A 20,189-nucleotide genomic window follows, 5' to 3' on the forward strand; every position below is an offset into this window, starting at 1 on the left:
ACGAATCCCCAGAAACCGTCCTCGCAGCTTGACAAACAACATAGGGGCACCCCCCTGTGAACGTGAGCATACAACTCTGTGCGAGTTACCCGCTATACGTTTTCGAAAACTTCTCACAATCCGAGCAATTCCCATGATGTCGGTGTATTTCGGTTGCACTTTAGCTTTAGCTGTGATCATAAGAATAGACGACGACGGGAAGCTCCGTGCGTACGTGGAGTCCCGTCGTCGTCGTTATTAAATACTCGTGAAACGAACTAGCTGAGGCTGGACTTGCCCATGGCCTCGCCCTTGTCGAACTTGACGTCGCGGGCGGCGGCAAGCTGGGAGGTGAGTCCGAAGATCTCGATGAATCCCTTAGCGTTGGCTTGGTTGTAGGAATCGCCCTCGTCATATGTGGCCAGATTGAAATCGTAGAGCGAGCTCTCCGAACGGCGGCCGGTCACGGTGGCGCGGCCCCCGTGCAGGATCATGCGGATATCGCCGGAAACGTACTCCTGGGTATCGCGGATGAAGCAATCCAGCGAACGCTTGAGCGGGGAGAACCACTGGCCTTCGTACACCAGATCCGTCCAGCGATCGGTGACCGAGCGCTTGAAGCGCGCCTGCTCGCGATCCAGCGTGACGTTCTCCAACTCCTTGTGGGCCACGTGCAGGGCCATGGCGCCGGGCGCCTCATAGATCTCGCGGGACTTGATGCCCACGAGGCGATCTTCAACGATGTCGATTCGGCCGATGCCCTGGGCACCTGCGCGGCGGTTCATTTCCTGAATCGCCTCCAGCGGGGTGACTGCCTTGCCATCAATGGCCACCGGAATGCCCTTATCGAAGGTGAGCGTCACTTCATCAGGAAGCGGCGGGTAGGTGGGATCATCGGTGTAGTTGTACACGTCCTTGGTTGGACCGTTCCAGATATCCTCAAGGAAGCCGGTTTCGATGGCGCGGCCCCACACGTTCTGATCGATGGAGAACGGGTTGTGGTGGGTGGTTTCGATCGGAAGATGATGCTTGTTGGCGTAGTTGATGGAGAACTCGCGGGTCATCGCCAGATCGCGCACGGGTGCGAGGCACTTCAGGTCAGGTGCCAGCGAGGTAATGCCGTTTTCGAAACGAACCTGATCGTTGCCCTTGCCTGTACAGCCGTGGGCCACAACGGTGGCACCAAACTCGCGGGCAGCGGTGACAAGATGCTTGACGATGGCCGGGCGCGAAATCGCGGAAATGAGCGGGTAGGCATCCATGTACATGCCGCCGGCCTGTAGCTGGGGCATGCAGTATTCTGCGGCGAACTCATCGCGCGCATCCGCCACGTAGGCCTCAACCGCTCCGCAATCGAGTGCTCGCTGGCGTACGGTTTCCAGATCCTCGCCGCCTTGGCCCAGATCCACGGCCACGGTGATGACCTCCATGCCGGTTTGTTCGCCAATCCAGCCGATGGCCACCGATGTGTCCAAACCACCCGAGTATGCGAGAACTACGCGATCTTTATGCTGTGCCATGATTACTTCCTAGCCTGGTTGCTGTTAAAACTGTGTGAATCTATTTCAGATCGAGAAGGTGCTCTCGAAGTGCTGTGGCGGCTTCATCGCCAGTGGTGATGACGAGGACCGTATCGTCGCCTGCGATACATCCCTGAACGTCATCGAGGAGTGCTCGATCAAGGCCGGACGCGAGAAGCTGTGCAGCGCCCGGCGGGGTTCGGAGCACAAGGAGGTTTCGTGCCTGCTGGACGCTGATGAGCACCTCGGCCGCCCAGCGCGAGAGCTGGACGCGGGCGCCCTGAGTGGCGGCTTGGACTTCCTCGGGTTCTGGCACGCGATAGTACTGTGTGCCGCTGGCGTCCTTGACCTTGACCGCGCTCATCTCATCGAGATCGCGGGACAGGGTGGCCTGCGTGACGGAGATGCCTTCTTCGCGCAGGCGCTTCTTCAGACCGGCCTGAGAGCCGATTTTGTCCTTGACAAGGATCTGAGCAATGAGGGCTTGGCGTGCCGAACGCGTTCCCGGGATGAATGCTTCAGCCATCAGGCCTCCTGAAACTCGTGGGAGCGCTCTGCCATAAGCGCGGTGAATGGGGCAAGATCGCTTTCGCTCACGATGAGCGGTGGCGCCAGTCTTATTGTATGGGGATTCGGGGCGTTCGTGATGAAGCCTTTCGTTAGGAGTTCGTCACGAACGCGTGTGGAATCGTGGACGCCAATAGCCAGCAGCAAGCCGCTCCCCCGCACCTCGTATCCGGCGGCCTCCAGCTGAGACCGGAGCCAGAGACCGGTATCGTGGACGTGGGTAAGGAGCGCCTCTACCTGCATCAGGGTGGCAAGGGCAACGGCGCTGGCTACCGGGTTGCCTGCGAATGTGGAGCCGTGACTGCCCGGGGTGAAGAGTTCGCCCGCGGCGCCCGCCCCCACGCATGCGCCGATCGGGAAGCCTCCGCCCAGGCCCTTGGCCAGAGTGACCACATCGGCTTGGACCCCGCGTGAGGCCAGCCACTGGCCGGTGCGCCCGATACCCGTTTGGATTTCATCGATCACGAGGAGCGCTCCCGCGGCGTCACACAACGCGCGGGCGTGGGACAGCAGGCCATCCGGCAGGGGCATAACCCCCGCCTCCCCCTGGATGGGCTCCATGAAGATGGCCGCCACGTTGCCACCCGCAAAGGCTGCGTCGAGGTCACGGGCGGTGGGCTCCACGAACTCGACCGTTCCAGCCAGCGGTGCGAACTGGTCCTTGATCGCTGGCTTGTCCGTTAGGGTGAGGGCGCCAAAGGTACGGCCATGGAAGGCATGGGTCAGGGCGAGGATGCGGCCGCCGGGCTTGTGCAGGCGCACAATCTTGAGGGCGGCCTCCACCGCCTCAGTTCCCGAGTTGGTGAGAAACACCTTGACCGGCCGCTCGTATCCTGACTGGGCGAACACGTCCTGAATCTTCTCACCCAGTTCCACTTGCGGCGTGCTCGTGAAGAAGTTGGAAATGTGGCCGAGCGTTCCCACCTGTGCCTGGACCGCCCCTACAATCGCCGGATGGGCATGGCCCAGCGCGTTCACGGCAATTCCGCCCAGCAGATCGAGGTAGCGCTTTCCATCTGCGTCCCACACGTAGGCTCCTTCGCCGCGCGTGAGCGCAAGCTGGGGCGCCCCGAACGTATTCATGAAGGCGCGTTCGTAGCGGTTGATCATCGTTTCGTTGGTGCTCATATCTCGCTCCCTTCGGTGTGGGCCTGGGCAGTTGGCTCCCATTGGACCTGTGTGCCGATGCCGGAGTTTGTGAACACTTCCAGCAGCATCGAGTGAGCCATCCGGCCATCAATCACGTGGGCTTGGCTCACTCCCCGATCCACGGCCCGCAGGGCCGCTTCCATCTTGGGTGCCATCCCAGAATCCAAGGTGGGAAGGAGTTCACGCAGTTCATTCGCGGAAATCGAATCCACCAGCGATGATTTGTCTGGCCAGTTCAGGTACAGCCCCTCAACATCCGTCAGCATGATGAGTTTGCGCGCCCCTAGCGCAACGGCAATGGCGCTGGCGGCCGTATCCGCATTGACGTTGAGGACCTCACGCGGGCAGGCCACATCGATAGCCACGGTGGACACCACGGGGATTCTGCCCGAGTCCAGCAGATCGGTGATCGCCACCGGATCCACTTCCACCACATCGCCCACGTGGCCAACATCTACGGGCACGCCATCAACCGTTGCGGTGCGGCGCTTGGCGCGCAGCATCCCCGCATCTTCGCCGGATAGGCCCACCGCGTACGGGGCATCTTCGTTGATCAGGGACACCAGCTCACGCTGGACCTTGCCCGTCAGGACCATCCGCACCACGTCCATCGCATCGCGCGATGTCACGCGCAGCCCGCCACGAAACTCCGATTCAATCCCCACCCGCTGGAGCATCGCATTGATTTGCGGCCCGCCGCCGTGCACCACCACAACCTTGATGCCCATGTGGTGCAGGAACACGATGTCCTGAGCGAAGGCGGCCTTCAGGTGTTCGGACACCATGGCATTACCGCCGTATTTGATCACGAAAGTTTGCCCTGCGAACTCGCGGATCCACGGGAGGGCTTCAACAAGCACCTCCGCCTTGTGCTGGGCCGTTGCCAGCCGGGTCAGAAGCTCGCTCATGATGAATACGCCGAATTCTCTTGAACATAGCCGTAGGTCAGATCGTTCGTTAACACGCGAACATCCTCCGCCCCGGCCTTGAGGTCAATATCGATCTGCACGCCCCGGCCCGTCATGTCCACGAGTTCGCGCGGTTCGCCCACGCCGCCGGCCCGGCATACCATCACGCCGTTGATGGACACGTCCACCACCGAAGCGTTGAACGGGGCCACGGATTCAGGCACCGTACCCAACGAGGACAGCACACGCCCCCAGTTCGGATCATTGCCAAACACCGCGCACTTGAGCAGGTTGGAGCGGGCAACGGCGCGCGCCACGGCCAAGCCCGCGTTCTGCGAGGAGGCGCCGTGAACGTTGATTTCAATATCGTGGGTGGCGCCTTCGGCGTCCTGTATCAGCTGCTCTCCGAGATCTTGGGCCACCGCGATGAGGTGCTCGGTGAACTCCTCCGGATCGGGGTGAACGCCCGAGGCCCCGGAGGCCATGAGGATCACCGTATCGTTGGTGGACATGCAGCCGTCCGAATCAATGCGATCGAGCGTTTCGCCCATCGCGACCTTGAGGGCGGCAGCAGCCTCATCCTTTTCCAGCACGGCGTCCGTTGTGATCACTACCAGCATGGTGGCCAGCTGCGGCGCCAGCATTCCGGCGCCCTTCGCCATGCCACCGATCGTGTAATCGCCCGAATACACGGAAGTTTTCGGCCGCGTATCTGTGGTCATGATGGCCACAGCGGCCGCGTCTCCGCCGGTTTCGGACAGCTGGGAGCACGCCTCGCGCACCCCAGTCCGCACGGCGTCCATATCGAGCGGCTCGCCGATCAGGCCGGTTGAGCAAATCGCAACATCCGTGGGTTTCACCCCGATTTCGGAGGCCACCATATGCGCCGTTGCCACCGTATCTGCGTAGCCCGGCTCCCCCGTGCACGCGTTTGCACCGCCCGAGTTCAGGGCCACCGCCTTCAGAGCATTATTCCCTGTGACCTCGCGCGTCCATTGGACAGGAGCCGCGTACACACGGTTTGCGGTAGTGACAGCCGCGGCTACGTCCAGAGGGCCGTTATTGACGACGACGGCGAAGTCCTCGCCTCCCTTATCCTTCAAACCACAGGCAACTCCCGCAGCGGTGAATCCACGTGGTGCGCTCACACTCACGGTGCTACTCCATTCACAGTCAAACCAGTTGTTTCTTCTAATCCAAGCGCCAGATTGATGGATTGGATCGCCGCGCCTGCGGTTCCCTTACCCAGATTGTCGATCGCGCAGGTGACGGTGATTCGCTCGCCGTCCCTGTCCAGCACCGGGCAGATGAGCACGCCGTTGGAGCCAAGCACGCTCGCGGTGGCGGGCTGGGAGTTCGTGACGTTGATGAACGGCTCGCTGGCATAGGCGGCGGTGTAGGCCTCCAGAACATCTGCTTGAGTGGTTCCCGCCGCGGGTATGGACACGGTGGCCAAAATGCCGCGGGACATGGGCACCAGCACCGGCGTCATGACTAGCGAGGCGGTGTGCCCGCCGGCGGCCTGAAGATTCTGAGCGATCTCCGGGATGTGGCGGTGGCTGCCGCCCACACCGTAGGCCACGGCGTTGCCAAGGCCTTCGCTGGCCAGAAGGTGGGGTTTGAGGGACTTACCGGCTCCCGAATAGCCCACCGCAAGGCTGGCGACGATTCCCGTACCCTCACTGAGCCCGGCCGCGATGGCTGGCTGCGCCGCAAACGTAATTGCCGATGCGTTGCATCCTGGCGCTGCGATGCGCGTGGAGGCGGCCAACAATTCGCGCTGGGAGGGCCCTTCTTCCCTGATCAGCTCCGGCATGCCGTACGTCCACGGCTCTGCCGCTTCGGTGCCGTAGTAGGCTTCCCAGTCCGCGGCTGAGGCCAGGCGATGATCCGCGCCAAGATCCACAATGAGGCAGTCTGGGTTCAGATCTTCGATAGCGGAAGTGACTTTCGCCGATGCGCCGTGAGGTAGGCCAAGGATGGCGATATCGGATTCAGCCAGCAGATCTGCCCGGGTTTCGGACACCTGCATTCCTGCGAGTGATTGAAGGTGTGGCTGATAATCCTCAATCGGGCCACGGGCCGTGCCAGCGCACAGCGGGCCAACCGTCAGATCGGGATGGCCGGCAACGAGCCGTAAGGCCTCTCCACCCGCATATCCCGTTGCTCCCGCAACTGCTACCCGTAACGTCATATGCATAACTATACGCAGTTATGCATCACTCCTAAGTCTCGTCCGCAATGAGTTATCACACACGCAGGCCTTGAACCGCATGAATGTTCTCCACAAAACCGCCGTACGCGTCAATCTCCTGCCGCAATGGAACAAGTACTTGGGATTCAGCGGCCTTGGTCAGCTCACGCCCCACCCCGGCATGCACACGTTCTGAGGCACGGCGGGCCCCTCGCGCCAACAGCGCCCGACCAATCAGGGCACCGAGTAACCCGGCAGCAAGGCCCACACCCAACAGCACGGTGGGCAGGGCAACCGGCCCAAGGGCGGGCGGTTCGGGGAACTGAATGTGGAAGGCGGCGCTCACCCATAAAACGATGAGCCACGCCAGCCCGGCGAGCGCCACGGCCCCCATCAGCCATTGGAATATCAGGGCCAGATACCACCAGAACGGATTCTTCTGGCCTAGGTTCACGTCAGCCACGAGTGAGGCACTCTGGCGGGCAAGATCACCCGCGCTTTTTTCACTGTCAGTTACCACGTCACGGCGCCAACGGCGCGGCAGGTTGGCCGCAGCCTCGGATGAATAACGATGCACACTCGCGCGGGCAATAGCCAGCTGCCGTTCCTGCGGAGCTACCTTTTCCTCAACGCTTAAGTCTCCGCCCAGCGGATCAGCCCCGGAATGCAGCCATGCTGTGCCCACCCAGTCCACACGCCTCTTACCACGTTCGCGGTAGGACACGGCGGCGGCATCGGCAAGCTGGTTGGATCCCGAGGAAGCTAACACGGCATCAGATACGTGTGTAAAAGCCGCCAGAGGCTCCGGCACCTGAACAGTGCCGTCCTCCGATTCAACAGCCTTGGCGATCGATTCGGCCTGCGAGCGCAGATCAGCAGCTAGCCTTCGAACGGCAGCCTGCTTCGAATCGTGCACGTGACCGATGGCCTCTTGAAGCTCGCGGATTCCTCGTCCTGTGAGCGCGGACGTGGGGATCACACGGCCCTCAAAAGACTCCAGTGCAAAGAGTTCCTCCATGTGGGAGAGCACATCGGGAAGCTCGTGTGGGCCTAGGCGGTCCGTTTGGTTGAACGCAACCAGATTGGTGGCCCCGTGCCGGCGGTATTCGCTGAGGTAATCATCGTGCCACACTGAATCGGCATACTTTTGCGGATCAACAACCCACACGATCAGATCGGCACGCGCCAGAACATCCTTGGCAACGCGGCGATGGGCATACTCCGTGGAATCGATATCGGGCAGATCCACAAGGACCAGCTGGGAGTTCCCAGTAGATGGCAAGTTGGTGGAGGTGGCGGTCTGTTCGATCCCAAGCCACCGAGTCAGTGCGGTGACGGGAACACCCGTCACGGCTAGGGCACTGGACGTGGTGGGGCGCCGCGCAGTCACGTGCGCCAGCTTCTCTCCCACAACTGCGTTCATCAGTGATGATTTCCCTGAGCCGGTGGCACCGGCAAACGCCACAACCGTGTGCTCTGTTCCTTCTGCACGGCGCCCGCGCACTTTCACCAACAGATTCTGGCCGGCGGCCACGAGATCATCGTCCAGATGCCCGCTTGCCGCACCCAGTGCGTTCTCCAAGCACAGGATCGCCTCTGGCAACGTCAATGTGTTCACCGCAGTCTCCTCCCGCACGCCTTCTCCACGTCCGCATAGGCAGCCTCGAAGCGTGCCGGAGCATCTTCATCAACGCCCAGAACGCTCAAGCACTCCTCGAATGGCCTGGCTTCGGCAGCAAAGAATTCGGTCACCGCCTGCTCCAAATCTGATCGCGCACGGGCTGCCATGCGGCGAACCGCATCCTCGCCGAACACCGCTTCAAGCAGGCGCTGAGCCACGAGAGCAGTACCGCCGGCAACCGCAACCTCTCCCCCAGTCAAACCCGCGGTTGAGGCAAAGATGACGATCATCAGTGCGGCACCCACAACGTTCACTCCCACGGACAGGATGCGTGCGGTGGCCTTCTTGTCCTTGCCCGTGGAACCGATGGCCTCAGTGAGGCTCTGGTGCCAATGGTGCACAAGCTCCTGAGCCGCCTCGGTGCGTTCCTCGCTGCTGCGCACGGTCATTTCCGCCGCCGTCAGAACATTGGTGGATTCGGGCCGATCAATCCACTGGGCCTCAAGCCGGGAGATCGCCTGCTCCGCTTCGGATACAAGCAGTGTGACGAGGGAATCTTGTACCGCTTCCTCCACTCGCTCACCGCTAGGCGTTCCACCGGAAAACCAGGCGGAAATACGATCACGCAAGGAGGCAACGCCGCTTTCTAGCTTCCTCATCCACTCGCCGGTGCCCACCACTTCTTGCCAGCGGTGAAGCACCTCTCCGCGCAACACTGCGCCATCCGCAACAAGAGAATCCATTGCTTGGGACGCCTGCGCGAACGATTCCGCGAGTTCACGTTCCATGCGGGAATAGGCATCCGATTGCTCAACCAAACTACTGCCGATGATCGAACGCTGATCAAACAGAGCGCGCACAGCGCCCTCCAAGGTTTGACGCGCGACTGAGGCCCGTGCTGTTCTGTCAGATGCAAGTCCGGCTAGCCATGTCCGAACCGGTTCAACGTCCTGTTCTGGGATGAGCCCCGAATCATCCAGTGATTCAGAAATCATGAACAGGGGCGCCGCGCCCAGACCATGGGCAACCAACCGCTCGGAAAGATCGGGCCGAATTTGGCTTCCAATCCCGGGCGGTACTCGGTTCAAGACCACCGCCACAACGATGTCACGTGCCGCCGCTTCATCCAGCAGCGCCCACGGAATCGCATCGCCGTATCTGGCTGCCGTGGTGACAAAGATCCAGAGATCTGCAGCCTGGAGCAGCTGGCCAGCCAACCGGCGGTTCTCTTCAACAACAGAATCAATATCCGGTGAATCAAGGAGCGCCACTCCGGCGGGAACCCCTGACGCTGCTCTCACTTGCAACTCGTTGATCAGCCCTGCATTGTTCGCATCGGGATGGCTGCTGCCACCGCGCACACGTGTCAGGTGAGGAAGAATCCTCGTATCGTTGAACCATGGTCCCTCCGTTGGCGAATGGACCAGCAGGGGGCGCCGAGTGGTGGGGCGGATGGCGCCAGATTCTGCCACTCCCTCCCTCACAAGAGAATTGACCAGCATCGATTTACCCGAGCCCGTGGAGCCTCCAACAACTCCTAGAAGTGGCGCTTCGAGCGCCTCGTAGCGCGGGATGATGTAATCCTCGAGCTGGTGCACGATATCGTCGCGCGCCTCGCGGCCGCGTTCACGGTGAGGCGCAGTGAGCGGGAACTGAAGCCCTTCCAACACAGCGTGTAGGGCCTCCAGTTCTTTGACCGGATCGGATTCGCGCACCGTGAGCATCATGAGTTCTGGATCAACTCCGGGTAGAGATCGCTGGCAACCGGCTCCCATGTCAGTGGATCGGCGCCCACCTGTTCACCGGATCGGATGTCCTTGACCTGTTCGCCATCTTCGGTCGCGAACCACACGTAGGGAATACCCCGGCGGTCCGCGTAGCGAATCTGCTTGCCGAACTTCGCGCTGTTGGGAGAAACATCCGCGCTGATGCCGCGCTTGCGCAGCTCCATCGCAGTTTTCTCACTGTGGCGCCGCTCCGATTCATCGTTGACTGCCACCAGCACACATGTGGGCACTTTGCGACTGGGAGCCAGAAGGCCTTGATTGATGAGCCTCGAGATGATTCGGGACACTCCAATGGACAGGCCAACGCCCGGATAGGCGCGTTTGCCATCGTTGACCAGCGAATCGTAACGGCCACCCGAACACACCGATCCGAGATCCTCGTGTCCGATCATCGTGGATTCGTACACGGAACCCGTGTAGTAATCCAGCCCGCGTGCGATCTTCAGATCGGCCACAACTGCACCCGGAATGAGCTCATTGGCCCCTTCGATCAAGCCCACAAGCTCCTCAAGCCCTTCGGCAAGAAGATCAGAGGTGTAGCCAAGCGCGTTAATCTGATCTGCCACACTGGCGTCCGTGCCGCTGATATCCGCGAGGGCAAGCGCCAGCTCTGCCTGTTGTGAGTTGGCTCCCACGCCCTCCTGCAGCATCTCTGTGATGGCGGCCGGGCCAACCTTATCCAGCTTATCCACGATCCGGAGGGTCTCCGCCACGTCCTCGATCCCGATAGCCTCGTAAAAGCCTTGGGCGACTTTCCGGTTCGAGGCACGCACCACAACGCGTGGAATGGGAAGCTTCGAGAGTGCATCCACCATGACCAATGGGAGCTCAATCTCGTGGTGGAAGGCCAACGTATCCGCGCCAACCACATCCACATCAGCCTGAGCGAACTCCCGGAACCGCCCATCTTGCGGGCGCTCGCCACGCCAGACCTTTTGAATCTGATAGCGCTTAAACGGGAAATCTAGCTTGCCCTTGTTCTCCAGAACATAGCGCGCCAAAGGAACCGTGAGATCGAAGTGCAGCCCGAGTTCTGCATCGTGGGCATCGCCGCCCTGAAGCCGGTTCAGGAGGTACACCTCCTTGGAGGTCTCCCCCTTGCGCAAGAGCTGATCCAATGGTTCGGCGGCGCGCGTTTCGATCCCCGAAAAGCCGTGGAGTTCAAACGTCTGGCGCAAGGTATCGAGAATGCGCTGCTCAACAATACGGCCGTCAGGCAGCCATTCAGGGAAACCGGATAGAGGGGCAATCTTCATGAGTACTATTCTTCCACGTTTTGGTTCTGTGCCACGCGCACCAACACACGCGGGACGTTTAGCCTAGTGCGTCCTTCAGAAACGGAGAATGGCGCAGTTCCCTCCCCATGGTGGAACTGGGTCCATGCCCCGGGAAGAAAATTGTGGCGGGAGGAATCACGGTGGCAAGGTGGCGAAGCGACCGCATAGCCGCCTGAGGATCAGAGCCAGGAAGGTCCGTGCGGCCCACACCATCACGGAACAGAACATCGCCGCTCAGCATCAGCGCGGAGCCAAAGGAACCTTCCGGGGTGCGCGCCGCCTGCGGGTCAGGAGCTATCCGTCCTGTCAGAGTGAAAACGCACGACCCTTCGGAATGGCCCGGGGCAGCGATCGCCGCAATCGTGATGCCCTGGACGATTTCGGCCCCGTCGTCGTCATAAAACTCATCGGGCAGAGCCACCGCGCCAATCGGCCTCTCCCACTCGTGACCGGAGTACTGGACAAACATGTTGACGTGCCCAAACGTATAACCGGCGGGATTCTTCAGCCGGTACAGATCCGGTTCCGGGATGTAGACGGGGGCTTTTCCCGCAACGGCAGCGCTATCCCACACGTGATCGCCATGGCCGTGCGTGCACAATACGGCGCCCAGATGCAGATTCTGGGCCGCCAACGTATCTCTCACCCAACCGGCCGCTCCAGCGCCCGGGTCAACTACTAAGGCCTCGCGCGTCCCCTCATCGGCGATAATGTAGCAATTTGCCTCGATAAACGTATTGGAGTAACGCAAGAAGATCATGGGACCACGCTATACGGGCCGGCGAGAATTTGCCACGAGCGCCGCCAATCTACAGGAGTTAAGCGAAGGTCACCTGACCGGGCAAAACATCGTAGACTAGTGCGGAAGAATGTTACGTACGGTGCTGTGCCACCGTCTCCACCAAGGAGCTCCCCATGAGTGATTCCACTCCAACACCCAAGCCGAAGCCACGCCCTATTCCGCGCCCTCGTCCCGTGGCGCCCAAGGATGCGGCACCAGCGCCGGCTCCGCTTGATCAGGCGGCAGCCTCAGCTGCGGCCGCATGGGGCCGCGTAGATTCCGAAGGAAACGTGTGGCTGCGATCGGATTCCGGTGAACGGATCGTTGGCCAGTACGCGGCCGGCGGCTCAACCGAGGATGCACTGGGCCTCTACGTGCGCCGCTATCTGGATTTGGCCGCACAGGTATCCCTCCTCGAATCGCGCGTTGGCAACGTATCCCCCGAGGAGTCCAAGGCTTCCCTGAAATCCTTGGACGAACAGCTCACCGAGCCCGCTGTGATCGGCGATGTGGAGGCACTGCGCACCCGCCTAGCCACCGTGCGGGAAATGGTTGATCAGCGCTCTGCCGAAGTACGGGCGGAACGCGAGGCTGCGGTGGCCAAGGCCATTGAGGAGCGAACCGCACTCATCGAACGCGCAGAAGAGATCGCCTCAAGCGATCCAGCCACCATTCACTGGCGTGACTCCCGCGAAGAATTTGGCCAGATCTTCGAGGCATGGAAATCCGCCCAGAAGAACGGGCCACGTATCGCTCGTTCAGTGGAAGAAGGACTGTGGCAGCGCTACTCCAAGGCACGCACGAAGTATGACCGTATCCGCCGCGCACACTTCGCCGAACGGGACACAGAGCGCGTTGAGGTTGTGGCACGAAAGAAGAAGCTCATTGCTCGCGCCGAAGCCCTCTCAGATTCCACGGATTGGGGCCCCACGGCCGGCCAGTACCGCGATCTCATGGACGAATGGCGCCAGGCCGGTAAAACCGCCCGCAAGGACGATGACAAACTGTGGGCGAAATTCCGCGCAGCCCAGCAAAAGTTCTTCGATGCCCGCAACTCCCACTTCGCCGAACGCGACGCGGAGTTCGAGGAGAACCTAGCAGCTAAGGTCGAACTGGTTGAGGAAGCCGAGACGATACTGCCCATCAAGGATCTGGACGCCGCACGCGAGAAGCTGCACAGCGTTCAAGACCGCTGGGAGGCAATCGGGATGGTTCCCCGCAATGAGGTGGGCCGCATCGAGGGCCGGCTTCGCAAGGTTGAGGATGCATTGCGCTCAGCCGAAGCAGAGAAGTGGCGCAAGTCCGATCCGCAGAAAAAGCAGCGTTCGGATGGAATGGCCGCTCAGCTTGAGAGCCTGATCGCGGAGCTGGACGATGAGATCGCAGCCGCCGAATCGGCGGGGAATTCCGCTAAGGTTGCCGAACTCCAAGACGCCAAGGGGGCGCGCGAGGCGTGGCTAGCACAGGTGACGAAGGACCTTTAAGATATCCACAGTCACTGTGGCCCCGCGATCCCTTCTGGGGATTGTCGGGGCCACATGTGTTTGAGCCGTGTCACACTATGTTATGGCAACGTGGCGCAACTCCCCCAAGCTTTCCAATACGGAGCGCCTGCTTGTGCACGATGGGTTGTACGAGGAGGTGGCGCCCGGCCGTGTGGTGGAGGCGGATCTGGCCGGAGCTCCTGCCTTACGGGCCAGTCAGCTAGCGCCGTACGTGCCGCGCGGCCATGTCACCGTGACGTATTCCGCCTGCTGGATCTATACGGGCTGGTGGCCGCGGGGCCGAATGCGCGAGGTATTCGCAGCTCATCCCCAGCGGACTAAACCGCCGGCCGTTTACCGGCACACGGTCCCCGAACAATTCACGCGCCGGATCGGCGGCCTTACCGTCACCACTCCCGCACGAACGGCCATCGATCTGCTCCTCTTGGAACCATGGGATGAGGCCGTGGAAGGGCTGCTGCAGCTGTATGGTGCGCATGTCACGTGTGCCGAGCTGGTGGCCCAAGCGAACATGGAATCGCGCAGGAAGCGCCTGCCGATGGTGCGGGAATTGCTCGCCCAGTTCGTGCAGTACATCGAATGGCGCGATGCTCTCGTAACAGATGCCGTCCGCGCGGCTGGAACCGCTGGCTCTCTTACTTACGAACCCGCCGCTGATCGCCCTTCTTAGAACCCGTGACGCGGTAGGCATCGTACACGCCCTCGATCTTTCGCATCTCGCGCAGCACCGTTTGCAGATGCCGGGGATCGGCCATTTCGAACACAAAGCTCGATGTGGCAACGCGCTCCTGAGAGGTGGAAATGGAGGCCTGCAAGAGGTTCACGCCGTTTTCGCTCAGAACCTTGGAGATGTCGTGCAGGAGACCCTGACGATCCAACGCCTCCACCTGAACCTGAACGAGGTACACGGCATCGGCATTATCGGACCAATCCACATCGATGAAACGCTCCGGTTCTTCGGTACGCATGGCGGACACGTTCGCGCAATCCGCCCGGTGAACGGACAGGCCATTTCCGCGCGTGACGAAGCCCACGATCTTGTCCGGCGGCACCGGTGTGCAGCACTTAGCCAACTTCACCAGAACGTCTGCCGATTCGATTGATTGGACAACAACGGCGCTATCCCCGGTTGCTGTGGGGCGGTGCTGGATCCGAGTAGGAGTGACCGCCTCCGCTAGTGTCTCTTCAACACCGGCTTCCCCGCCTTGAGACGTGATGAGCCGGCGCACCACGGTTTCGGAGGAGATGGCACCCTCCCCGATAGCGGCATATAGATCCGTGACGTCTTTACGGGACAGATCTTGGGCAACGCCGCGCAGCGTATCGTGGCTCATCAGCCGTTGCAGCGGCTGGTTCTTCCGGCGGATGGCGCGGGCAAGCTTATCCTTGCCCGTCTCCACGGCCTCATCACGGCGCGAATGCTTAAACCACGCTTTGATCTTCGAGCGCGCGCGCTGGGACGCCACAAATTCGAGCCACCCCTGAGAGGGCCCGGCATCCTCACCTTTAGCGGTGATGATCTCTACCGAATCTCCTGATTCAAGGCGGTGATCCAGAGTGACGAGGCGATCATTCACACGTGCCCCGACGGTTCGATGCCCAACCTCTGTGTGGACGGCGTAGGAGAAATCCACTGGTGTGGAGCCAGCCGGGAGCTCCATGACCTGGCCCTTGGGAGTGAACACATACACCTGATTGCCGGAGATTTCGTAGCGCAGCGAATCGAGAAACTCCGTAGGATCTGCCGTTTCGCGCTGCCAATCAACCAGCTGGCGCAGCCAGTTCAGCTGGGTCTCCTGCTCGCTGGTCTCTGGAACCTCTTGTGCGCCCTGTTTGACGTTCTCCTTGTAGCGCCAGTGAGCCGCCACCCCGAATTCGGCGCGCCTGTGCATCTCATACGTTCTGATCTGTACCTCAAGCGAACGCCCGCCCGGCCCAATCACCGTGGTGTGAATGGATTGATACAGGTTGAACTTGGGTGCAGAGATGTAATCCTTGATGCGTCCCTGAATGGGCGTGAACATCGTGTTAGTAATCCCGAGCGTCGCATAACAGTCCGGGATCGTCTCAACCAGCACGCGGATGCCCACGAGATCGTAGATATCCTCGAAATCCTTACCGCGAAGAATCATCTTCTGGTAGATCGAATAGTAATGCTTGGGACGGCCGGTGATCGTGCACTTGATATGGCCGTTCTTGAGTTCCTTCTCAAGGGATTCCTTGATATCGGCAATGTAGGATTCGCGTTCGGGCGTCCGTTCGGTCACCAACCGCTCGATCTCCGTGTACACGGCCGGGTACAGTGCCTTGAAGGACAGGTCCTCAAGTTCCCACTTAATGGAGTTCATGCCAAGGCGGTGGGCTAGTGGCGCATAGATCTCCAGCGTTTCGCGCGCTTTGCGGGAAGCATTCTCTTGGCTCACGTACTTCCACGTGCGGGCGTTATGCAGGCGATCGGCCAGCTTGATGAGGAGAACGCGGATGTCCTTGGACATCGCGATCACCATCTTGCGGACAGTTTCCGCCTGAGCTGCCTCTCCGTACTCCACCTTGTCCAGCTTGGTGACGCCATCAACGAGTAGCTCAACCGTTGGGCCAAATTCGTGACGAACCTGCTGAAGGGAGTAGCCGGTATCCTCCACCGTATCGTGGAGCAGCGCCCCGACGATCGTATCCTCATCCAGCCCGATCTCCGCCAGAATGGTGGCAACGGCAACCGGATGGGTGATATAGGGTTCGCCTGATTTGCGGGTTTGGCCGCGGTGGCAATCGTCCGCCACTTCGAAGGCGTGGATGATCCGCGACTTGTTCACATGCGCGGTACCCAACGCACGCATGAGCGGCTCAAGAATGGCAGGGAACTGAGGCCCGTTACGCCCTGCGAGCCAGGTCAAGCGGGACCGGACGCGTGGTTGTGTTTCACTCATTGTTCCCCCGTTCTTCTGAAGATAGTGTAGCTGGCATGCCACGCTTCTTATGCCTTAACGGACAAACCTCCCGGAGAATTCCGGAGGAGCTAGTGCAACGCTGATGCGCTAATAGGAGAGAATCGCGGCTACATCGCGTCCCTCAAGAGCGCCGCGCCCTCCAAGATCGAGCAGCTCGATCAGCACGCACAGGCCAACGGGAACCCCGCCTGCCTGCTCAACAAGATCGAAAGCGGCGTTAGCCGTGCCGCCGGTGGCCAGCACATCGTCCAAGATGAGCACACGCTGGCCATCCTCAACGGTAAATGGCTGAACTTCCATGCGCGCCGAACCGTATTCGAGATCGTAATCCACGCCTACAACCGGCCCGGGAAGCCTGCCAGCCTTACGGATGGTCACCATTCCCACGCCCAGCGCCACGGCCAGAGGGGCTGCGAGGATGAAGCCACGGGACTCGAGCCCCGCCACAGCGTCCACTTTGCCCCTATAGCGTTCGGCGAGCATGTTGATCAGGGCGCTAAACCCTTCGGTATCAGCGATCAACGGCGTAATATCGCGGAACAGCACGCCGGGGGCCGGGAAATCCTGAACCTCGCGCAGCCGCGCCTCTACCAGTGCAACTGTCTCTTCGGGGAACTGATTGCCTTCGCTCACTTCTTGCTCCTCTTCTTGCGTTTCGGTTGAGCGGAGTTTGACTTCCGGACGCCCGATCGGCGAATAACCCCATGATTCGGGCCAGCTCCACTGAGAATCTCGGAATCATCATCGCCGCCCTCACCATCGCCACGCTCCTCGCGTGCCGTGAGAACCTTCTGCGTGTGGTCCTTGATCGTTTGATTGGTCTGGGCCAGCGTCACAGCAATCGGTGACGCAATGTAGATGGACGAGATCGTTGAGAGTAACAGTCCAATGAACATCACCAACGCCAGATCCCGCAGAGTGCCGGCTCCGAGGAGCAGAACGCCGATGAACAGGATTGAGCCTACGGGCAGCAGGCTTGTCATGGACGTGTTGATCGAACGGATCAGCGTCTGGTTCACCGCAAGGTTCGTGGATTCCGCGAACGTGAAGGAACTCTGTTCCGTGACGTCAGCAGTATTCTCTCGTACCTTGTCAAACACCACCACGGTGTCATACAGCGAATACCCCAGAATCGTCAGCAGCCCGATCACGGTGGAGGGCGTGACTTCAAACCCGAACGCACAGTACACACCCAGTGTCACGATGAGGTCGTGGAACAGGGCGATGATAGCGCCCGCCGCGTTGCGCCAGCTCCTGAAGTACAGGGAAAGGCCCACCCCCACCAAAACAAGGAACACCACGAATCCGTTCATGGCCTTGCCCAAAATGTCCTGGCCCCACGATGGCCCAATGAAGGTGGATGTCACATCGGCACCATCCACATCGTAAGCATCGGCAAGCTGATTGCGGATCTCTTCGGTCTCCACATTGGAGAACTCGTCATTGTTGACGGTCTGCACACGGAGCGTGGTTTCCCCCACCTGCGCAACGCGAGCGGCATCGGTTACACCGTGCTCACTCATGACGTTTGAGGCGGGCTGCTGATCCGTGTTCTGAGTGTTGGAAACAGTGAACTGAGATCCACCGGTGAACTCGATACCCAGATTCAAGCGCACGGTAAACACGAGCGTGATGGACACGATCACGGCGAGGGCTGCAATGGAAAACCACAGCTTCCTCTTGCCGATGATGTCATACGATTTCTTACCTGTGTAGAGATCGTTCGCGTTGTACATGGACATCACAGATCATCCCCTTCGGCATCGCGCTTGGCGCGCCTGTCGCGGGCCCGCCGCTCCGCCAAACTACCCGCACGCTCGGCACTGCTATCGCCCACGGCCACAGGCTCCTTCTTCGTCGCGCGTGATGCACGGGATGTGCGCCCGGCCCCGCGGTAGCTTGGCTCGCGCCCAAGTGCGGCCGCATCCAAGCCGGAGAATTTCCGGCCCTCACCAAAGAACTTGGTACGGGTGAGCAGCGTCATGAGCGGGTAGGTGAACATCATGACGATCACAAGATCAATCACGGTGGTCAGCCCCAGCGTGAACGCGAACCCGCGTACGGAGCCCACCGCCAGGAAGTACAGGACCACAGCGCAGGCCAAGTTCACCATGTCCGCCACGATGATGGTGCGCTTGGCGCGGTTCCACCCGTGGTAGACGGCTGACTTCAACGGCCGGCCTTCACGGATTTCGTCGCGAATTCGCTCAAAGAACACAATGAAGGAATCGGCCGTCACACCAATCGAAATGATCAGTCCCACAACACCCGCCATAGACAGCCGATACCCCATCACCCACGAAAGCAAACACACCAAAAGGTAGGAGGTTGCGGTAGCCAGAAGAACTGACCCAGAGGCAACAACACCTAGCCCGTGATACTGCCACAGGAGGTACAGCACAACCAGAACCAGCCCGATGAGGCCCGCGATCAACCCGGATTCCAGAGAATCGGAGCCGAGTGTCGCAGAAATCTGCTCCTCGGACTGCACCTCAAAGTGCAGGGGTAGGGAGCCGAAGTTCAGCTGATTGGCCAGAGTTTTCGTGGTCTCGGCGTTCAGGCCAGGACCACTGATCTGTGCGCGCCCGTCAGGAATCGGTCTCTCATTCGATGGAGCGGACACAACCTGCCCGTCCAGCACGATGGCGAACTGATTCTGCGGTGAATCGAGGCCAGCGAGCCGGCCCGTGATATCTGCAAAGGAATCGGCGCCCTCAGAGTTGAACTCCATGGACACGATCCACTCATTGCGTTGCTGATCGAAGCCGGAGGACGCCTGCGTGATCTGGGTTCCCTCGATTTCGGCCGGGCCCACGATGTACTTCACTCCGGTTGTCGGATCACATGCCACCAGCGAAGTATCCGGATCGTCCTCACCGCGCGAGGTGGTGGCCTCCGCGCAGTTAATCGTCAGCGCATCGTAGGTGACCTGTTCGGTGACCCATGCCATGTCCGAACCGCTTGTTGGTTCGGTAGCCGGCTCGCTCGACAGCTCGCCATCGCCATCGGCATCCGCGATCTCCATGGCAGCATCGTGAAGCTCATCTTCGGTAAACGGCTCGGAGCTACCTTCGGACGGCGCGTCCTCACCCTCCGATCCTTCCACGGCTGCCTGCTGCTGCTCGTACACCTCACGCGTCAGCACGCCGGTATCGGCGATCTGAATGACGGCCCGCATGCGCAACACGGCGGAGGTGCGCACCAGATCAAGGGTTTCCTTTGACGGCGTGCCCGGAAGGCCCACCACGATGTTGCTTCCACCCTGAGAGGTAATCTCCGCTTCGGCAACACCCGAGGCGTCCACGCGTTGGCGGATGATCTCAATCGCCTGACTCACATCGTTTTGCGTGACCTCAGAACCATCCGTGGTTGTTGGGGTCAGGATAACCTGCGTTCCGCCCTCCAGATCAAGAGCGAAATCGGGGAGCCAGCGCGATTTATCCGTTGCGAGTGAGCCTGCCAGCAGGCCGGCCACCAGGGCGAAGATTAAGACAATAAGTAGGATCAGACGGCGCCACGGAGTGGGCTTAGCCGCCTTCTGTGAGGACGAGGGCATGTAGTTTTTCTTTCTAGTGCCTTTTCGAGGCGTTTAGGCCCACGCGGAACCAGAGGTGTTTTCTCCGCTATCGTCAGCGCGAGTTTCTGTGGCCTGTTCGCCTTCGATTTCTTCGTCCGAATCTTCGGCCAAAGGAAGCTCAGAAACCGCGTTAATCGAGGACCGCAGCCACACGGTTTCGTCGCCGCTCGGGGCTTGGAGGGTCACGGCATCGCCATCGATATCCACGATAGTTCCAAAGAAACCGGAGGTAGTCACCACGTTATTTCCGACGACGGCGGCGGCCTCCCTTTCAGCAGCCATCTTTTCGCGCATCTTCTTCGATGAACGTGACATCCACCAGAACATGAGAACCATCATCCCCAGAAGGACGACCATTGAAATTGAGGGATCCACG

The 20,189-nt window shown here is 60.5% G+C and carries 17 protein-coding genes; 2 read left to right on the forward strand and 15 right to left on the reverse strand.

Annotated features, from left to right (window positions below):
• Nucleotides 1-257: 257 nt before the first annotated feature.
• From ACTHV6_RS08950 to ACTHV6_RS08995, 10 genes are read right to left on the reverse strand one after another with little or no spacing between them, the layout of a single operon-like run.
• On the reverse strand, nucleotides 258-1,499 hold the full coding sequence (locus tag ACTHV6_RS08950) for an argininosuccinate synthase (protein ID WP_441387026.1): 1,242 nt from the start codon (nucleotides 1,497-1,499) through the stop codon (nucleotides 258-260).
• Nucleotides 1,500-1,539: 40 nt separating this feature from the next.
• Nucleotides 1,540-2,025 carry an arginine repressor gene (gene argR / locus ACTHV6_RS08955; RefSeq protein WP_441387027.1) on the reverse strand — a complete coding sequence of 162 codons (486 nt, stop codon included), beginning with the start codon at nucleotides 2,023-2,025 and terminating at the stop codon, nucleotides 1,540-1,542.
• Nucleotides 2,025-3,194, reverse strand: a complete 1,170-nt coding sequence (locus ACTHV6_RS08960) for an acetylornithine transaminase (protein WP_441387029.1) — start codon at nucleotides 3,192-3,194, stop codon at nucleotides 2,025-2,027. Before ACTHV6_RS08960 ends, argR begins: the two co-directional genes overlap by 1 nt.
• A complete protein-coding gene (argB, locus tag ACTHV6_RS08965; protein WP_441387030.1) occupies nucleotides 3,191-4,123 on the reverse strand; it encodes an acetylglutamate kinase in 933 nt (310 codons plus the stop codon). Before argB ends, ACTHV6_RS08960 begins: the two co-directional genes overlap by 4 nt.
• Nucleotides 4,120-5,277, reverse strand: coding sequence for a bifunctional glutamate N-acetyltransferase/amino-acid acetyltransferase ArgJ (gene argJ / locus ACTHV6_RS08970; protein WP_441387032.1), 1,158 nt, complete (start codon nucleotides 5,275-5,277; stop codon nucleotides 4,120-4,122). Before argJ ends, argB begins: the two co-directional genes overlap by 4 nt.
• A complete protein-coding gene (argC, locus tag ACTHV6_RS08975; RefSeq protein WP_441387034.1) occupies nucleotides 5,274-6,317 on the reverse strand; it encodes an N-acetyl-gamma-glutamyl-phosphate reductase in 1,044 nt (347 codons plus the stop codon). Before argC ends, argJ begins: the two co-directional genes overlap by 4 nt.
• 55 nt (nucleotides 6,318-6,372) lie before the next feature.
• Nucleotides 6,373-7,935 carry a GTPase gene (locus ACTHV6_RS08980; protein WP_441387036.1) on the reverse strand — a complete coding sequence of 521 codons (1,563 nt, stop codon included), beginning with the start codon at nucleotides 7,933-7,935 and terminating at the stop codon, nucleotides 6,373-6,375.
• Entirely contained in the window at nucleotides 7,932-9,665 is a 1,734-nt protein-coding gene (locus ACTHV6_RS08985; RefSeq protein ID WP_441387038.1) for a dynamin family protein, read from the reverse strand. The genes ACTHV6_RS08980 and ACTHV6_RS08985 overlap by 4 nt, the downstream gene beginning before the upstream one ends.
• The gene (gene hisS, locus ACTHV6_RS08990) at nucleotides 9,662-10,981 is read right to left on the reverse strand and encodes a histidine--tRNA ligase (protein WP_441387040.1); all 1,320 of its coding nucleotides are present in this window, start codon (nucleotides 10,979-10,981) and stop codon (nucleotides 9,662-9,664) included. The genes ACTHV6_RS08985 and hisS overlap by 4 nt, the downstream gene beginning before the upstream one ends.
• A 58-nt stretch (nucleotides 10,982-11,039) precedes the next feature.
• A complete protein-coding gene (locus tag ACTHV6_RS08995; protein WP_441387042.1) occupies nucleotides 11,040-11,762 on the reverse strand; it encodes an MBL fold metallo-hydrolase in 723 nt (240 codons plus the stop codon).
• A 155-nt stretch (nucleotides 11,763-11,917) separates the two neighbouring features.
• Between ACTHV6_RS08995 and ACTHV6_RS09000 the strand changes: the two genes are divergently transcribed.
• The gene (locus tag ACTHV6_RS09000; RefSeq protein ID WP_441387044.1) at nucleotides 11,918-13,267 is read left to right on the forward strand and encodes a DUF349 domain-containing protein; all 1,350 of its coding nucleotides are present in this window, start codon (nucleotides 11,918-11,920) and stop codon (nucleotides 13,265-13,267) included.
• 82 nt (nucleotides 13,268-13,349) lie between these two features.
• On the forward strand, nucleotides 13,350-13,958 hold the full coding sequence (locus ACTHV6_RS09005) for a hypothetical protein (RefSeq protein ID WP_441387046.1): 609 nt from the start codon (nucleotides 13,350-13,352) through the stop codon (nucleotides 13,956-13,958).
• Here ACTHV6_RS09005 and ACTHV6_RS09010 read toward each other — a convergent pair.
• The 5 genes from ACTHV6_RS09010 to ACTHV6_RS09030 form a co-directional block, all read right to left on the reverse strand.
• On the reverse strand, nucleotides 13,924-16,215 hold the full coding sequence (locus ACTHV6_RS09010) for a RelA/SpoT family protein (RefSeq protein ID WP_441387048.1): 2,292 nt from the start codon (nucleotides 16,213-16,215) through the stop codon (nucleotides 13,924-13,926). The genes ACTHV6_RS09005 and ACTHV6_RS09010 overlap by 35 nt on opposite strands.
• A gap of 108 nt (nucleotides 16,216-16,323) precedes the next feature.
• Nucleotides 16,324-16,869, reverse strand: a complete 546-nt coding sequence (locus ACTHV6_RS09015; protein ID WP_441387050.1) for an adenine phosphoribosyltransferase — start codon at nucleotides 16,867-16,869, stop codon at nucleotides 16,324-16,326.
• Nucleotides 16,866-17,978, reverse strand: coding sequence for a protein translocase subunit SecF (gene secF / locus ACTHV6_RS09020; RefSeq protein ID WP_441387052.1), 1,113 nt, complete (start codon nucleotides 17,976-17,978; stop codon nucleotides 16,866-16,868). The genes ACTHV6_RS09015 and secF overlap by 4 nt, the downstream gene beginning before the upstream one ends.
• Complete coding sequence (gene secD / locus ACTHV6_RS09025) at nucleotides 17,978-19,792, reverse strand: protein translocase subunit SecD (RefSeq protein WP_441387053.1); 1,815 nt, start codon at nucleotides 19,790-19,792, stop codon at nucleotides 17,978-17,980. The genes secF and secD overlap by 1 nt, the downstream gene beginning before the upstream one ends.
• Nucleotides 19,793-19,825: 33 nt before the next feature.
• The gene (locus tag ACTHV6_RS09030; RefSeq protein WP_441387054.1) at nucleotides 19,826-20,188 is read right to left on the reverse strand and encodes a preprotein translocase subunit YajC; all 363 of its coding nucleotides are present in this window, start codon (nucleotides 20,186-20,188) and stop codon (nucleotides 19,826-19,828) included.
• Nucleotide 20,189 lies beyond the last annotated feature (1 nt).

Origin of the sequence: Ancrocorticia sp. (genome assembly GCF_052089425.1) — a bacterium.
GTDB lineage: Bacteria > Actinomycetota > Actinomycetes > Actinomycetales > Actinomycetaceae > Ancrocorticia.

Excerpts from the sequence above, each read along its gene's own strand:
- secF (WP_441387052.1), bottom strand. The coding sequence starts at position 17,978 with ATGTCCATGTACAACGCGAACGATCTCTACACAGGTAAGAAATCGTAT.
- ACTHV6_RS08960 (WP_441387029.1), bottom strand. The coding sequence starts at position 3,194 with ATGAGCACCAACGAAACGATGATCAACCGCTACGAACGCGCCTTCATG.
- ACTHV6_RS09005 (WP_441387046.1), top strand. The coding sequence starts at position 13,350 with ATGGCAACGTGGCGCAACTCCCCCAAGCTTTCCAATACGGAGCGCCTG.
- argR (WP_441387027.1), bottom strand. The coding sequence starts at position 2,025 with ATGGCTGAAGCATTCATCCCGGGAACGCGTTCGGCACGCCAAGCCCTC.
- hisS (WP_441387040.1), bottom strand. The coding sequence starts at position 10,981 with ATGAAGATTGCCCCTCTATCCGGTTTCCCTGAATGGCTGCCTGACGGC.
- ACTHV6_RS08995 (WP_441387042.1), bottom strand. The coding sequence starts at position 11,762 with ATGATCTTCTTGCGTTACTCCAATACGTTTATCGAGGCAAATTGCTAC.
- ACTHV6_RS08985 (WP_441387038.1), bottom strand. The coding sequence starts at position 9,665 with ATGATGCTCACGGTGCGCGAATCCGATCCGGTCAAAGAACTGGAGGCC.
- secD (WP_441387053.1), bottom strand. The coding sequence starts at position 19,792 with ATGCCCTCGTCCTCACAGAAGGCGGCTAAGCCCACTCCGTGGCGCCGT.
- ACTHV6_RS09010 (WP_441387048.1), bottom strand. The coding sequence starts at position 16,215 with ATGAGTGAAACACAACCACGCGTCCGGTCCCGCTTGACCTGGCTCGCA.
- argB (WP_441387030.1), bottom strand. The coding sequence starts at position 4,123 with ATGAGCGAGCTTCTGACCCGGCTGGCAACGGCCCAGCACAAGGCGGAG.
- ACTHV6_RS09000 (WP_441387044.1), top strand. The coding sequence starts at position 11,918 with ATGAGTGATTCCACTCCAACACCCAAGCCGAAGCCACGCCCTATTCCG.
- ACTHV6_RS08950 (WP_441387026.1), bottom strand. The coding sequence starts at position 1,499 with ATGGCACAGCATAAAGATCGCGTAGTTCTCGCATACTCGGGTGGTTTG.
- argC (WP_441387034.1), bottom strand. The coding sequence starts at position 6,317 with ATGACGTTACGGGTAGCAGTTGCGGGAGCAACGGGATATGCGGGTGGA.